Source organism: Croceitalea rosinachiae, assembly GCF_031846445.1.
In the GTDB taxonomy this organism is placed as follows: Bacteria; Bacteroidota; Bacteroidia; order Flavobacteriales; family Flavobacteriaceae; genus Croceitalea; species Croceitalea rosinachiae.
Genome location: NZ_JAVRHR010000001.1, coordinates 69,652 through 84,528, shown reverse-complemented (window position 1 = coordinate 84,528; position 14,877 = coordinate 69,652). Strand labels below are relative to the sequence as shown.

12 protein-coding genes are annotated in these 14,877 nt (G+C 36.4%); 11 read left to right on the top strand and 1 reads right to left on the bottom strand.

Features of this window, described 5'->3' with window-relative positions:
• The first annotated feature begins 10 nt into the window (after positions 1–10).
• The 10 genes from RM706_RS00425 to RM706_RS00380 all read left to right on the top strand — a co-directional run bounded on the left by RM706_RS00425 (position 11) and on the right by RM706_RS00380 (position 10,938).
• A complete protein-coding gene (locus RM706_RS00425) occupies positions 11–1,993 on the top strand; it encodes a PKD domain-containing protein (protein WP_311349043.1) in 1,983 nt (660 codons plus the stop codon).
• A 95-nt stretch (positions 1,994–2,088) separates the two neighbouring features.
• Entirely contained in the window at positions 2,089–3,012 is a 924-nt protein-coding gene (locus RM706_RS00420) for a polysaccharide lyase family 7 protein (RefSeq protein WP_311349042.1), read from the top strand.
• A gap of 34 nt (positions 3,013–3,046) precedes the next feature.
• Positions 3,047–3,976 carry a polysaccharide lyase family 7 protein gene (locus RM706_RS00415; protein WP_311349041.1) on the top strand — a complete coding sequence of 310 codons (930 nt, stop codon included), beginning with the start codon at positions 3,047–3,049 and terminating at the stop codon, positions 3,974–3,976.
• Between the two features lie 179 nt (positions 3,977–4,155).
• Entirely contained in the window at positions 4,156–4,863 is a 708-nt protein-coding gene (locus tag RM706_RS00410) for a FadR/GntR family transcriptional regulator (protein WP_311349040.1), read from the top strand.
• A 218-nt stretch (positions 4,864–5,081) separates the two neighbouring features.
• On the top strand, positions 5,082–6,344 hold the full coding sequence (locus RM706_RS00405) for an MFS transporter (protein WP_311349039.1): 1,263 nt from the start codon (positions 5,082–5,084) through the stop codon (positions 6,342–6,344).
• Positions 6,345–6,377: 33 nt separating this feature from the next.
• Positions 6,378–7,142, top strand: a complete 765-nt coding sequence (locus tag RM706_RS00400; RefSeq protein ID WP_311349038.1) for an SDR family NAD(P)-dependent oxidoreductase — start codon at positions 6,378–6,380, stop codon at positions 7,140–7,142.
• Between the two features lie 14 nt (positions 7,143–7,156).
• A complete protein-coding gene (locus RM706_RS00395) occupies positions 7,157–7,912 on the top strand; it encodes an SDR family NAD(P)-dependent oxidoreductase (protein ID WP_311349037.1) in 756 nt (251 codons plus the stop codon).
• 32 nt (positions 7,913–7,944) lie between these two features.
• On the top strand, positions 7,945–8,985 hold the full coding sequence (locus RM706_RS00390) for a PfkB family carbohydrate kinase (protein ID WP_311349036.1): 1,041 nt from the start codon (positions 7,945–7,947) through the stop codon (positions 8,983–8,985).
• Positions 8,986–8,993: 8 nt separating this feature from the next.
• A complete protein-coding gene (locus RM706_RS00385) occupies positions 8,994–9,662 on the top strand; it encodes a bifunctional 4-hydroxy-2-oxoglutarate aldolase/2-dehydro-3-deoxy-phosphogluconate aldolase (protein ID WP_311349035.1) in 669 nt (222 codons plus the stop codon).
• A gap of 4 nt (positions 9,663–9,666) precedes the next feature.
• Positions 9,667–10,938, top strand: coding sequence for an NRAMP family divalent metal transporter (locus RM706_RS00380; protein WP_311349034.1), 1,272 nt, complete (start codon positions 9,667–9,669; stop codon positions 10,936–10,938).
• On the opposite strand, the gene RM706_RS00375 is transcribed toward RM706_RS00380, so the two are convergent.
• Positions 10,935–11,963, bottom strand: coding sequence for a LacI family DNA-binding transcriptional regulator (locus tag RM706_RS00375; RefSeq protein WP_311349033.1), 1,029 nt, complete (start codon positions 11,961–11,963; stop codon positions 10,935–10,937). The genes RM706_RS00380 and RM706_RS00375 overlap by 4 nt on opposite strands.
• 184 nt (positions 11,964–12,147) lie before the next feature.
• Here RM706_RS00375 and RM706_RS00370 point away from each other — a divergent pair, with 184 nt between their 5' ends.
• Entirely contained in the window at positions 12,148–14,820 is a 2,673-nt protein-coding gene (locus RM706_RS00370) for a TonB-dependent receptor (protein ID WP_311349032.1), read from the top strand.
• Positions 14,821–14,877: the final 57 nt, after the last annotated feature.

Below are 14,877 nucleotides of genomic sequence, written 5' to 3'. Positions count from 1 at the left end.
AATAAGAACAATGAAATATAACGTAAACATATTTAATAAAACAAAACTGTTATTAGCCATATTGGTTATGGGCAGTATTGTTGTGAGTTGTGTTGGTGATGAACTTTTTAGAGATGAGTTACCTGGAGCAAATTCAAAAGCAGATACCGTATTTCCAGAAGCTAATTTTTCTTATGCTTCTTCATCGGACGATTTCAGAACAATTAACTTCACCAATCTTTCTACTGAAGCGTTGTCATTTGCCTGGGATTTTGGTGATGGAAATAGCTCAACAGAGGAAGACCCTTCATTTACATTTGAAGGTGGAGAAGGTACTTATTCCGTATCACTGACAGCAACCGATGGAAATGGCATGACAGGAAGTACTACCATAGAGGTTATTGTAGTAGAAGGTCCATTTCAACCAATTATTTTGGAAGCAGGTTTTGAAGATGACACGCTACCAGAGGGCGGTGGTGATGGACGTGATTCTTGGAGAAATAGCGATTTAGGGGGTGTTATTCAGATAACAGGTAGCCCAGTTACATTTGGTGACCAAGGAGCTAAATTACCTGTCCCCGCTGGAGACCGTATTGGTTATCAAGAGATTACTGTTGACCCTGAGACTAATTACGATTTAAGTTTCTGGTATACTATGTTGAGTGGTTCTGCAGATCCACGGTTAATCGTGTCTGTATTAGGTGTTACGGAAAATGGACCTATTGAAACTAAAGAGGAGGCCGCTGATGCAACTATTGCTTCTGTAACCGTAACCGATGATTCAGAACCAGATGTATATGTGCAACAAAAATTGTCCTTTAATTCTGGAATTAATAACACAGTTGCAATTTATTTCACTAATGGAGATGTTGAAGGCAGACTGGATGATTTTACAATTGATATTGGGGCTGAAGGTGCTGTGCCTCCTTCTGCTGGTTTTGAATCTATACAAAGCGAAATTGACTTTTTGGAATATGAATTTGCCAATTCATCAACCGGAGCCGTAACATATGAATGGGATTTTGGTGATGGAAATACATCAACGGACGAATCTCCAACACATGTTTATGCCGAACCAAGCACATATACGGTTACACTTGTAGCCACAAACGAGGCTGGTTTGTCCACTACTCTAGCACAATCGATTGAAATTTTGGCCCCAGTGACTGCAGATTTTACTTCTCAAGTTGACCCTGACGATTACAGAACATTTAATTTCATGGATGCTTCTGAAGGAGCAGAAACGCTTCTATGGGAATTTGGAGATGGTTTCCAATTTACAGGAATGAATCCCTCACATACTTATGCTGAGGACGGTATTTACACAGTTACGTTAACTGCTTCAAGTATAACAGAAAACATAAGTGTTGCCACAGAAGAGCTTGTTGTAGCTCAAGGTTTCGTTGTACAGGTAATAAATGGAAACTTTGACCTCTATGGTACAACTCCAGGTTGCGGTGGAGAAAGCACCGGAGATAATGCTGACCCTTGGGATATGACGACTAATTCAACTATTAAAGATTGTGATGGTAATGATATTCCTAGTCCATATGCCGATTTGTGGGATAACTCAGCGTTAGATAGTTGGCTAGAAGCGGAATATGGTGATAATAGTGAGCAAGCAGGTTCAACAAGCGACGGTAATAATGATACGAGAGGGGCAAAATTAGATGAAACTGGTCGTCGTTTATACCAAGTTGTAACTGTTCAACAAGGTGAAACCTATACATTCTCCATAGATGCACGAACAACTGCGGGAGGAATAACCTCTGAGGTATTTATTTTAAATACAGAGATTCAAGATGAGACAGGTATTAATGCCAATCTCGGTGCAGATGCAGACGTAGATGCTTATTTTGCTATCCCGAATATTTTTGATACCGATGGTGATGCTTATGCAACCAGTACATTCCAATTTACAGCATCAACAAATCAGATAGTTATTTATGTGAGAAATATAGATGTTATAGACGGTTCAGCAGAGGCCTTCTTTGATAATATAACAATTGAGTAATAAGCTTGTATAACCATTAATAGATTAGAACCACTCCAGTCCAAGATATGGCCTTAGGGCTGGATGGTTTCTTTTATGAATTTATACTTTAACTAATGATTTATAGAAGGAAGGTGTTTTCAAAAAAATATTTAGCAGTTTTTTTAATTTCTTTTTTTGTTTTAAATGCTATAGGTGGTCAGGAAAAGGCCGGCAGTATTTCAGATTCTAAAGTTAAAGTTGGCAAGAAAAAGAGGAAGAGAAAGATTAAGTTGCCGACGGTTGATTTAAGTCATTGGAAAGTTACTATACCGGAGGGCAAAGGTAAAGGAGGAGCTATTAGCGTTAGACCACCAGAAATCCTTGATTATGCAAATAATGAGGTTTTGAAGCCTTTTATGTATAACGATTCAGTTTCAGGAGCCCTAGTTTTTCATGCATATCCAACTAATGCTACTACAGCGAACACAAAATATTCGAGAACAGAACTTAGAGAACAAATGGAGCCTGGCAATGACAATGTCAATTGGACATTTGCTCAAGAAGGGTATTTAAAGGCAAAAATGGCTATGGGTGATGTTTCTAGAGCTGAAAATGGAAAATATCACAAGGTGATTATTGCTCAGATACACGGTCGTTTAACAAATGAACAACGAGAATCTATAGGGCAAAAAGACAATAATGCACCACCTATTTTGAAGATTTATTGGCAAAATGGTAAGATTCGCGTAAAAACAAAAGTGTTGAAATATGCAGGTGTTGACCAAAAGGGAATTTTGTATAAAGAGGCATGGACAGATGATAAAGGGAAAAACTTTGAACAAGAAGTCGGTTTTAGAAAATTTACTATAGAAGTCAAGGTAACCGATGGTAAAATGGTTGTTTCTCTAAACAAAAATGAGTTTTTCGTTTATGATAATGCCAGTATAAAACGTTGGGGCGTTTTTGAAAATTATTTTAAGGTTGGAAACTATTTCCAAACAAGGGATAAAGGAGCTTATGCTAGTGTAAAGCTTTTTGAACTTGATGTTGAACATTAAGAATGACAATATGGGAAAATGTATAAAATTTTCAATGCGGCGAGAAATTAGTTTAAAGATCATATTTACTCTTTTTTTAATAGTGGTATTAGGTTCATGCAGTACTGATGAGAATACTCCTGAAGAATTGGAATTAGACGAAGTGCAAGAAGATATTGTAGAGGAAGAAGAGGTTATTGAAGATGTTGATGAATCTGTAAATCTTCCTGAAATCGATTTAGGCAATTGGAAAGTTACGTTACCGATAGAAACAAACGGAAAACCAATTGAAGTAGAGCCACCGGAAATACTGAATTATGCTACCAATGAAGTTTTAAAACCTTTTATGTACAATGATTCGATTAATGGAGCCTTGGTTTTTTATACCTATCCAGGTGCGACTACAACCAATTCATCATATTCAAGAACCGAATTAAGAGAACAAATGGATCCAGGTAGCAATGCAACTAATTGGACATTTAAACAAGGAGGGAATATGAAAGGGACAATTTCTTTAGATGAAATTTCAAGGGATCAAGATGATGATTATCACCGAACAATGGTAATGCAGATTCATGGAAGGCTGACAAATGATCAACGTGATTTAATAGGTGAAAATGATAACAATGCCCCTCCGATGTTAAAAATTTATTGGCAAGATGGATATGTAAGAGCAGTAACCAAAGCATTAAAAGATTTAAATGTTACGGACACAGAAATATTGTTTACTGATGCCTGGGAAGATGGTGAGAGTTATATATTCCCGGAGAAAGTAGATTTAGAAAAATTTACAGTTGAAATTAAAGTTTCCGAAGGAAGAATAGAAGTGATATTGAACGAAGATACTTCTAAAACATTTGAAGGCGTACACATAGAAAAATGGGATGTATTTGAAAACTATTTCAAGGCAGGAAATTATTTGCAAACAACAGATTCAGAAGCATTTGCGAAAGTTAGATTTTATGATTTAGTGGTTGAACATTGATTAATATTTGAGTTAGTTTAGTTATGTCAAAGGCTGTTATCAAGTAGCTGTTAATGGCCTTTGAAAACTAACAAAATTAAATTTTGATATTATTGAATCCAACCCCAAATTGTTGAAGTTATTTTCATAAATTTAACAAACCAATCTGGTTAACCAATTTGGTCTATTAAAAAGAGAATATGAAGATTGAAGTTTTAACTAACAATGAAAAGCGAGATGTGCAGCAAAATATTATTGCTAAGCTTCGTGATTTAATTGAATATAAAAATTTAGAACCGGGTGATAAATTACCATCTGAACGAATGCTGTCAGAAAAGTTTGAAGTAAGCCGAAGTAATATTCGCGAGGCAATTCAAAAATTGGAATTTTATGGTATTCTAAACTCTAAACCACAAAGCGGAACTTTCATTGCAGATATAGGTCGTGTGGCAATGAGCGGTATGATGGAGGATATTTTAGGTTTAGAAGAACCAGATTTTAAGGCATTGGTAGAGACAAGAATTCTACTGGAACTTAAGACTGTTAGACTAGCCGCATTAAGGAGAACAGAAGGGGACTTAGAAGCTATGCAATCAGCATTAAATGCCTACAAAATGAAAGTTCTAAATAAAGAAGACGCGGTTGAAGAAGATTTGTTGTTTCATTTGGCCATTGCAAAAGCTAGCAAGAATAGTTCAATGAATACTTTCATGTTAATTATTACACCAGAGATTATTACAAATTTTGAAAAATATCATGTATGCGATTCTAACTTGTCAATGCAGGGAATTCAAGAGCATCAAAATATTTTCGAGGCGATTAAAGAACAAAACCCTAAAAAGGCTAAAGAAATGATGAAAGTTCATTTCAGCGTATTATATCAATATTGTTATCATACGGATAATTAAATTTAATATTTGAAAGCGATTTATGCACGGATTCGCTTTTTGAAAAAATAAAAACAGGAGGGAACAAAGCTTGACCGATATGCTATGAATCAATTTTATGATTCATAAAATCATAAAAAGACTCAAGGTTTATTTAATTGATTTAGTTATTTAAAATGATCAGTTTAGGGTTTTTTTCTCCATAGACTGGATAGAAACTAAGGTATAATTTGGCTATTATGAAAGTAAAAGGACTTAGGTGGTGGATTATTGGGCTAGTTTGTTTAGCAACTATAATAAACTATATAGACAGATCCGCATTAGGAATAATGTGGCCCGAAATGAGCAAAGACTTAGGTTTGACAGAATCTGATTATGCCTGGGTCATTAATATTTTCACGATTACTTATGCAGCCGGTAAATTTATATCTGGAAAAGTTTATGATAAAGTAGGCACTAAAATTGGATTTGTACTATCAATTTTCTTTTGGTCGTTAGCATCTGTTTTACACTTTTTTGCTAGGGGTGCTGCTTCCCTAGGTGTTTTTAGAGGACTTTTAGGTGTTGCAGAAGCTGGAAACTGGCCTGGAGCTGTCAAAAATAATGCGGAATGGTTTCCCATACAAGAAAGGGCAATGGCCCAAGGAATCTTTAATGCGGGAGCAGGTATTGGTTCTATAGTTGCCGCACCTACCGTTGCTGAACTGTTTGGGGCATATGGCTGGAAATTAACTTTTGTTATTATTGGTGTATTGGGTTTTCTATGGATAATTCCTTGGTTGATTATGAATAAAAAGAAGCCAAAGCTTCACCCTTGGATTACCGACGAAGAAAAAACGCATATCGTTTCAGGAAGACATGAAAGTAGGCAAAATGAGGATGATTTAAAGGGATTGAGCGTTTTAGAAATTTTATCTAAAAAAGAGTCATGGGGACTCATAGCTGCACGTTTTTTCATTGAACCAATATGGTGGTTGTTTGTTTTTTGGATGCCTATTTACCTTTTCAAAGAATTCAACTTTAATGTAAAAGAAATTGGTTATTACGCCTGGTTCCCTTATGTCGGAGCCATGATAGGAAGTATATCTGGAGGTTGGTATGCTCAAAAACTTATTAAGAAAAGCACAGTAGATTTTAGTAGAAAAAGGACTATTGCGATAGGGGCTTTAATTATAGTACTGGCGATCTTGGGGGCAATATTCTTTGCGGATACACCTATTAAATTCGTTTCTTTTGTTTTCATTGTATTGTTTGGCTTTCAATTCTCAATCAGTAATATCCAAACAATACCAAGTGACCTTTTGAGCGGAAAATCGGTTGGCACACTCGCTGGCTTAGGAGGAAGTATAGGAGCTGTTTCAGTAATAATAATGAACTGGTTGATCCCAATTATAACTACGGAGTCTTATACTCCGGCATTTATCATATTGGCAGTTCTAGCTCCACTGGCAGTTTTATCGGTTTATGGATTAATCAAGGAAATAAAACCTATAGATATTTAAATTAAAATTGAACACAAAATAGAATAAAATAAGATGAGTAAAAATACTGGTAAAGTTGCTATAGTAACAGGTGCAACAGGCGGAATAGGTTTCGAAGTTGCAAAAAGATTAGGCACTGATGGTTATACCGTAGTTTTGAATGGTATAGAAGATGATGCGGGATCAGAAAGAGTAAAAGAATTAAAAGAGCAAGGAATTGAAGCTGAATATTATGGTTTTGATGTAACGAGTGAAGAAGCGGTAACAGCTAATATTACCAAGATTGGTCAAAAATATGGAAAAATAGATGTACTGGTAAACAATGCAGGTGGATTAGGTGGACGTTCTAGGTTCGAAGAAATGACCACCGATTTTTACAGATTTGTAATGGCGTTGAATCTTGATTCTGTATTTTTTGCATCTAGAGCTGCGATTCCATTCCTTAAAAAAGGAGAGCATCCTTCTATAATTAACTATACCTCAAATGCAGGATGGACTGCTGGTGGACCTGGAGCTGGAATCTATGGAACATCAAAAGCAGGCGTGCATGCCATAACTAGGGCTTTGGCTAAAGATTTAGCCGAGTATGGTATTCGAGCCAATGCAGTATCACCTGGTACGATAGATACTCCTTTTCATGCTCAAATTAAAGCTACAAAACCAGAAGTTTTTGCTTCATGGGCAAATAATATTATGCTAGGTAGATTGGGCCAACCAGAGGATGTTGCTGGAGTTATTTCATTCTTGGCAAGTAAAGATGCCTCATTTATAACAGCAGAGACCATTCAAATAGGCGGCGGACAGGCCTTGGGTATTTAATATTTTTTATCAAAATGAGTAGGTTAAAAGGAAAAGTCGCGGTAGTAACGGGTGGTTCTAGAGATATAGGTCAAGCTATAGCGGTTAAACTGGCCAAAGAAGGTGCTAAAGTTGTGGTTAACTACTACAATACTAAGTCAGGAGCCAGTGATACTGTTGCCAAGATAGAAGCTCTAGGTCAAGATGCTATAGCTGTCAAGGCAGACGTTTCAAAACTTGAAGATATTCAGTATTTGAAATCCAAGACTATTGAAAAATTTGGTGATCGAGTGGATGTTTTGGTGAATAATGCAGGTGGGCTTTTTGCTCGTAAAACATTGCAAGAATTTGATGAAGCTTTTTATGATATGGTCATGAATGTGAATTTTAAATCTACAGTTTTTGTAAGTCAAGCTTTCGCAGCTTTAATGGTCAAAGGCGCTTCAATTATAAATCTTTCATCACAGGCGGCAAGAGATGGAGGAGGAGGAGGTTCAGCCTTATATGCATCTTCAAAAGGATCAGTGACAACATTCAGTAGGGCTATGGCAAAGGAATTGGGGCCAAAGGGAATTCGAGTAAATGCCATTTGCCCTGGATTAATAAGAACAAAATTTCACGATGATTTTACAAAAGATGAGATTCGTGCTAAAGTTGCAGCTTCAACACCATTGCGAAAAGAAGGAAGTGCAGATGAAGTTGCAGACTTAGTTGCATACTTGGCTTCAGATGAAGCTTCTTTTGTGACGGGTAATAATATTGATATTAATGGAGGCCTGGCCTTTAGCTAGGTTATAAAATAAAATATAATTTTTTTAATAGAATGAAGAAAGTAGTAACCTTTGGAGAAATCATGCTTAGATTGGCTCCTCCCGGATTTTTAAGGTTTTCACAAACAAACGCTTTTGATGTCGTTTACGGTGGTGGTGAATCAAATGTTGCCGTTTCGTTGGCCAACTATGGTGTGTCAGTAGATTTCGTTACTAGATTGCCAAAAAACGATATTGGTGACTGTGCATTAATGGAAATGCGCAAACGAGGCGTAGGTACAGACAAGATAGTTTACGGTGGTGATCGTTTAGGAATTTATTTCTTGGAAACCGGAGCAGTTTCAAGGGGTTCAAAAGTGGTCTATGATAGAGCACATTCTGCGATTGCCGAGATTGAATCGGGAATGATTGATTGGGACCATGTTTTTGAAGGGGTAGAGTGGTTTCATTGGACAGGCATAACACCTGCTATTTCTCAAGGGGCTGCCGATGTATGCCTAGAAGCTGTTAAAGCTGCTTCTGATAAGGGAATTACAATTTCTACAGACCTTAATTATCGAGCAAAACTTTGGAATTATGGTGGGAATCGAGAGGCAATCATGACACAACTTACAAGCTATTGTGATATCATTTTAGGCAATGAAGAAGATGCAGAAAAACATTTCGGCATTCACCCTGAAGGATTAGATGTGCACAAGCATGGGCATGATGTGAAAGCAGAGACATTTTTGTCGGTTTGTAAGCAAATGATGACGAAGTTTCCAAAAGCAAAAAAGGTAATTACTACCTTGAGAGGATCTATTTCGGCATCGCATAATACCTGGGCAGGGGTATTGTATGATGGCAAGAAAATGTATGAAACCCGTCAATATCAAATTACTGATATTGTAGATAGAGTTGGGGGCGGAGATTCTTTTATGGGAGGCTTGATTTATGGGTTGTTGAAATACCCAGAAGATGACCAAAATGCTTTAGATTTTGCTGTGGCCGCCTCTTGTTTAAAACATACTATTAAAGGAGATGCTAATCTGGTTACTGTTTCAGAAGTTGAGAAATTAATGGGTGGCGATGCATCAGGTCGTGTAGCAAGATAAATAAGATTATGGCACAATATTCAAGATTGGAAGTAGCCCAAGTAATGAAAGAAAATGGTATGGTGCCGTTATTCTATCATCCTGATATAGTACTAGGGAGACAAGTGTTGAAAGCATGTTATGATGGCGGTGCAAGATTAATGGAATTTACCGCCCGAGGTGATTTTGCCTATGAAGTGTTTTCAGAATTAAATAAGTATGCTATTAAAGAGCTACCGGGCATGATTATGGGCGTAGGTTCTATAACAGATGCGGCTGCCGCTTCACTTTTTATGCAAATGGGCGCCAATTTTATTGTCACTCCCTCACTTAGAGAAGATATTGCTAAAGTTTGTAATAGACGTAAAGTATTGTGGTCTCCTGGATGTGGTTCATTAACAGAGATTAATAAAGCAGAGGAATTAGGTTGCGAAATAGTTAAACTCTTTCCAGGCTCAACGTATGGTCCTGGTTTTGTTAAAGCTATAAAAGGTCCACAGCCGTGGACAAGTGTAATGCCAACTGGAGGCGTAAGTACAGAAGAAGCTAATCTTAAGGCTTGGTTTGATGCAGGTGTAACTTGTGTTGGTATGGGGTCTAAACTTATTAGTAAAAAAATACTAGCTAATGAGGACTATAAAGCACTCGAAGAAAAAGTACGAGCTACTTTAAAAACTATTGCACAATTAAGAAGCTAAACAAATGGAAAGAATAGCCTCGAGTAAGTCATTTTTTAAGAAACTGCTCGCAGTTATTTTGGCATTTGGACCAGGTATATTCGCAATTGGTTACACCATTGGAACAGGTAGTGTTACTTCCATGATTGTAGCTGGTAGTACCTATGGTATGCAGCTCTTATGGGTGCTTTTATTGAGTTGTTTTTTCTCAGGAATTTTAATGTACGTTTATGGCAATTATGCCTTACTCACGGGAGAAACGGCCTTATATGCATTTAAGAAACATCTTAAATATGGCAAAGTTATTGCCATACTCATTATAATTGGAATTTCATTTGGACAGTGGAATTCGTTAATGGGCATACTTGGAATATCTTCCAATATTATTTTTGAGATTATTCATATTTATTTTCCTGTTGTTGGTGATTACCAATATGAAGTGGTATTGACTATAGCCCTTGTTGTTATTGCAATTATGTATGGACTCTTAATGGTTGGAAAGTATACTTTTTTTGAAAAAATTTTAGTGGTTTTTGTGACCATAATGGCGTTTTCGTTTTTAATATCTTTATTTATGGTTTATCCTTTACCCATAGATGTTGCAAAAGGATTGGTTCCTTCAATTCCAAAGGTGGAGGGAGGTAAAATGATGGTCGCCGCCTTTGTGGGAACTACAATGGCAGCTGCAACATTTTTATCAAGACCTTTGTTTGTTCAAGGGAAAGGTTGGACTATTAAAAATCTAAAGCAACAAAAGAAGGATGCTATAATAGCAGCTTGTCTGGTGTTTTTTATCAGCGCTACTATTATGGCTGTTGCCTGTGGGGCCTTATTTTACCAAGGTCAATCAGTAACTAAGGTTTTAGATATGGTTGGCGTATTAGAACCAGTTGCCGGAAAGTTTGCCCTAACGTTATTCTTTTTTGGAACACTTAGCGCAGGATTATCGTCAATTTTTCCATGTGTGCTTATCGCTCCAATATTAGTTGCAGATTACCAATCTGGTAAATTGGATACTACATCACGTCAATTTAAAATAATAACCCTTTTTGCATGTTTATTCGCTTTGATTGTTCCCATTTTTGGAGCTAATCCAATAGAAATGCAAATTCTTTCTCAGGTATTCAATGTTTTTGTTTTACCGCTTGTAATTATTGGTATTATCTTATTGATCAATAACAAAAAAATGAAGAGTAAACATAAAACAAGCTCATTTATTAATTTGAGTTTATTCTGCGCTTTATTCTTCTCTTGTATCATATCATACAATGGTATTTTAGCGTTGATTAATTTTTAGTCTGGTATAAATGAAGAATCTCGAACAATGAGATTCGTTTTAATTTCTATTGTTTTAGTAAGTAAATTTTCTTTTGGGTTTTCAATTTCTTCAATTAAATAGCTTACTGAAGTTCGTCCAATTTTTTCTCCAGGTTGGTCCACTGTGGATAGGGAGGGATTTATGATGGTAGAGCTTATATTATTACTAAAACCCACAACAGCAATTTCATTGGGTATTATCACCTTAAATTTATTTAAGGCTTTAATGACACCAATTGCCGCACTATCCGTTATAGCAAAAATTGCATCTGGTCTTTTCATAAGACTTAAAAGGTTGTTGGCAAGTATTCTTCCTTTGCTAAGGGAAATATCTTCTGTACTTAAAATTATTTTTTCGTCAATCGGTAAATGATGTTCTTTAAGAGCTCTAAGATATCCTTGAAACCTTTTTCTAGAGTTAAAGGACTGTTCGGTTTCTTTTATTATGGCAATTCTTTTTTTTCCTGTATTTATTAGGTGTTCAACGGCATTATAAGCAGCTTCTTCATCATTGATAACAACCTGGGTGCATGGTATTTTATCTGATACTTTATCAAATAGTACTAAAGGGATTCGATTTTGAATTTGTAGAATACCATCTATTGATTTTGTTTTACGTGCTAGTGCCATCAGGATGCCATCAACACCGAATTGAAGCATGGTTTCTAGCATTTCTGTCTGTTTTATTTCATCATTTTTCGATTCAGAAATAATGACTCTATATCCCATATTCTCACTTTCCGCGAGTATACCTTTTAGTATGGTGGTAGTAAAGTAGTGCGAAATATTGGGTACAATTACTCCAAGGATATGAGTTCTATGGCTTCTAAACCCTTTTGCAAATAGATTAGGAGTATAATGGAGTTTAGTAGCTAACTGCTTCACCTTCTCTCTGGTAGCAAGGCTTATGTCGGGATGATCATTTAATGCTCTTGAGACTGTCGAAATAGATAGTTCAAGTGCCAGTGCAAGATCTTTAAGTGTCGTATTTCGTTTTTTACTCATCTTTTCAAAGATAAAACTAAATCTAAGCGATGGGACAGTTTGAATCGCAAACGTTATCGCAAACGTTTGCATATGTTTTTGATAAAAAATAAGAACATTTATTAGGATATTAAAATAATTTTAAAAAAATATTAGAAATATCATATTCTAAGATTAAGCTCAATTAACAAATAACTAAATCATTATGAAAAATTTACTCTTTGCGGTACTTGTACTTTTTGGCTTAAGTTCAGCTATTGCACAAACAGAAATTAGCGGAATCGTTAAAGACGCATCGGGGGTTCCAGTTCTTGGAGCCAACGTTTTAATCTCAGGAACAACCGAGGGAACAACTACAGATTTTGATGGAAATTTCATTTTATCTACTAGTCTAACGGGTGAGCAAACCATTCGAGTATCCTATATTGGTTTTGCTCCGGCTGAGCAATCGGCTAATTTAAATGGTACAGCGGTATCATTAAATTTCGTGCTCAATGAAAGCGGACAACAACTTGATGAAGTTGTAATTACAGCTTCAAGTACTTTTAGGTCTCAGAAACAAGCCCCGTTATCCATTAGTTCCAAAAAGATGGCCGCAATTACCAAACTATCTGCTAATAGCCAGGCTGATATTTTGAGAGATGTACCGGGTATCACTGCAGAAGGTGGTGGTGGTGAGACCGCAACGAATTTATTTGTAAGAGGTTTACCCTCTGGTGGTCAGTATGTTTTCAATCCTTTGCAATATGACGGAATGCCGCTAATGAGTACGTTTGGCCTAAATTCTTCAGCTCATGATGTTTATGCAAGACCTGACATCGGCTTTAAAGGTGTAGAATTCGTTCGTGGTGGGGCAGCAGTCTTGTATGGTGCTGGTTCAGTTGCTGGGATAATTAATTATACAAGTAAAACAGGTGATACTAATCCTGGCAATATCATAAATATGGAATATGGAACCAGAGGAAGATTAAAAACTGATTTTTATTCTGGTGGTAAACTGGGTGGCGAAGATTCCAATACCTTTTACTCATTTACCGGCTTTGTTCGTAAAGATGATGGGCCAATCGAAACAGGCCTTGCAACAAGGGGTGTACAGTTTAGAGGCAATATCAAAAAACGTTTTGAAAATGGTTCTTTTACTTTACACGGGCAATTTATCAATGATAGGGCACAATTCTTTTTACCACTTCCATTACAAGGTGGTTCTAGAGAACGTATAGCAGGTAACGATGGAGAAGATGTAGAACAGTTATTAAGCGGTGAGTTAGCAGAGACTTCATTTTTGACTCCTGGTGGTGTTTATAAAAGTCCAATAGAAGATGGTGTATTCACAAAAGGAGGCTATCTAATGGGTGATTTTATATATAATTTATCGGATAATACAATATTCAAGGCTAAGGTTAAGTATGCAGATTATCAGCATAATTTCGCTTTATATGTTGGTGGGAATGGTGATTTTGGCAATCCAATTGCTCTTAACGATTATGTTGCTGCTGTAGCTCCAGGAAATACTGCCTTTAATGCACAATACCAAGGAGGCAGTGGGGAGCAAATAAGCGGTAATGATTTGGTTGTTGAGAACTTACATGTAGATCGTCTACGACCAATGATGGATTATTCCGGTGAAGCAAGTCTTATTTTTAAATCAGCGAATAATGCACATACGTATACGCTAGGTACCTATATGGCCAGAACAGAAGCGGAAGATGTCAACTATCAATATAGAGTTCTTTCTGAGTTTAACAATAATCCGAAATTAGTAAATTTAAGCTATACAGCTGCTGGTGGAAATAATGTTATTTATTCTGATGGAGGTATATATAATAGAATTGGAATGGCAACTAATCGTTTTCTTACTCAAAGCAGAACCGCTTTTTATATAACAGATGAAATGGTTTTTGATCGTTGGAGATTTGATGTTGGATTAAGAATTGAATCTACAGATGGTACTTTTAATGATGGTAACCCTGGTTTGGTAGAGACTCAAGTTTATGATAACCCTGATTTAACTCCTGAATTGGCCAATGTAAGGTTTACGGATGGTAGTTTTGTCACTGGTACCATTAAGGATACTGATTGGGCACTTTCTCTAGCGGGCTTATATGAGTTAACAGAATCAACGAATTTATATGCTAACTTCTCAAGAGGATTTTTCTTCCCTCAACAGAGAGGTTTTGCACCAACCCCTGGTATACGGGAAACAAATTACGAAGCAGAAACAATTATTCAAGGAGAACTTGGAGCTAAATTCGGTACTTCAAGTTTTTCTGGTTCCGTAGCAGGTTATTTTGTTAACCTAAGTGATCGAATTAGAATAGATCAAGCAATTTCTGGAGGGCAATTAGTAGATCAAGCAAGAAGTGAGCAAACCACAAGAACCTTTGGTTTAGAAGCAACAGGCAAGTATGTAATATCTGATGCATTTAATATAAATGCTACGTTTACTTACCAAAATCATGAGATTACTCAAAATCAAACTACTGATTTAGTTGCAAATACAACTTCCACTATTAATGAGGGGAATGAGATAGGAAGACAACCAAATCTATTGGGAAGTCTTTGCCTAAATTATGACGATAGAAAGTTTGATGCCAATTTCACTTTAAACCATACTGGAAGTAAGTTTACTGATGATACTAATAATGTAGAATTAGATGCCATAACTATAGCTAGGTTAGGCGCTGGTTATACGTTTAAGACACAAGAAGTTAATTCATTGCGATTAGGTTTTTCAGTTTTCAATTTGTTTGATAGTGTTGGATTGACTGAGGGTAACCCAAGAGCTGGTGTAGCTGGTCAATCTACTGATGGGGAGTTCTTCTTCGGAAGACCTATTTTACCAAGAAGATTTTTCTTAACTGCTACATTTAATTTTTAATTAGCGCAAAAAATAGTTTAAGTTAGTTTTTTAGTTCAATGATTCATTGGCGGTTTC

Excerpts from the sequence above, each read along its gene's own strand:
- RM706_RS00425 (WP_311349043.1), top strand. The coding sequence starts at position 11 with ATGAAATATAACGTAAACATATTTAATAAAACAAAACTGTTATTAGCC.
- RM706_RS00420 (WP_311349042.1), top strand. The coding sequence starts at position 2,089 with ATGATTTATAGAAGGAAGGTGTTTTCAAAAAAATATTTAGCAGTTTTT.
- RM706_RS00415 (WP_311349041.1), top strand. The coding sequence starts at position 3,047 with ATGCGGCGAGAAATTAGTTTAAAGATCATATTTACTCTTTTTTTAATA.
- RM706_RS00410 (WP_311349040.1), top strand. The coding sequence starts at position 4,156 with ATGAAGATTGAAGTTTTAACTAACAATGAAAAGCGAGATGTGCAGCAA.
- RM706_RS00405 (WP_311349039.1), top strand. The coding sequence starts at position 5,082 with ATGAAAGTAAAAGGACTTAGGTGGTGGATTATTGGGCTAGTTTGTTTA.
- RM706_RS00400 (WP_311349038.1), top strand. The coding sequence starts at position 6,378 with ATGAGTAAAAATACTGGTAAAGTTGCTATAGTAACAGGTGCAACAGGC.
- RM706_RS00395 (WP_311349037.1), top strand. The coding sequence starts at position 7,157 with ATGAGTAGGTTAAAAGGAAAAGTCGCGGTAGTAACGGGTGGTTCTAGA.
- RM706_RS00390 (WP_311349036.1), top strand. The coding sequence starts at position 7,945 with ATGAAGAAAGTAGTAACCTTTGGAGAAATCATGCTTAGATTGGCTCCT.
- RM706_RS00385 (WP_311349035.1), top strand. The coding sequence starts at position 8,994 with ATGGCACAATATTCAAGATTGGAAGTAGCCCAAGTAATGAAAGAAAAT.
- RM706_RS00380 (WP_311349034.1), top strand. The coding sequence starts at position 9,667 with ATGGAAAGAATAGCCTCGAGTAAGTCATTTTTTAAGAAACTGCTCGCA.
- RM706_RS00375 (WP_311349033.1), bottom strand. The coding sequence starts at position 11,963 with ATGAGTAAAAAACGAAATACGACACTTAAAGATCTTGCACTGGCACTT.
- RM706_RS00370 (WP_311349032.1), top strand. The coding sequence starts at position 12,148 with ATGAAAAATTTACTCTTTGCGGTACTTGTACTTTTTGGCTTAAGTTCA.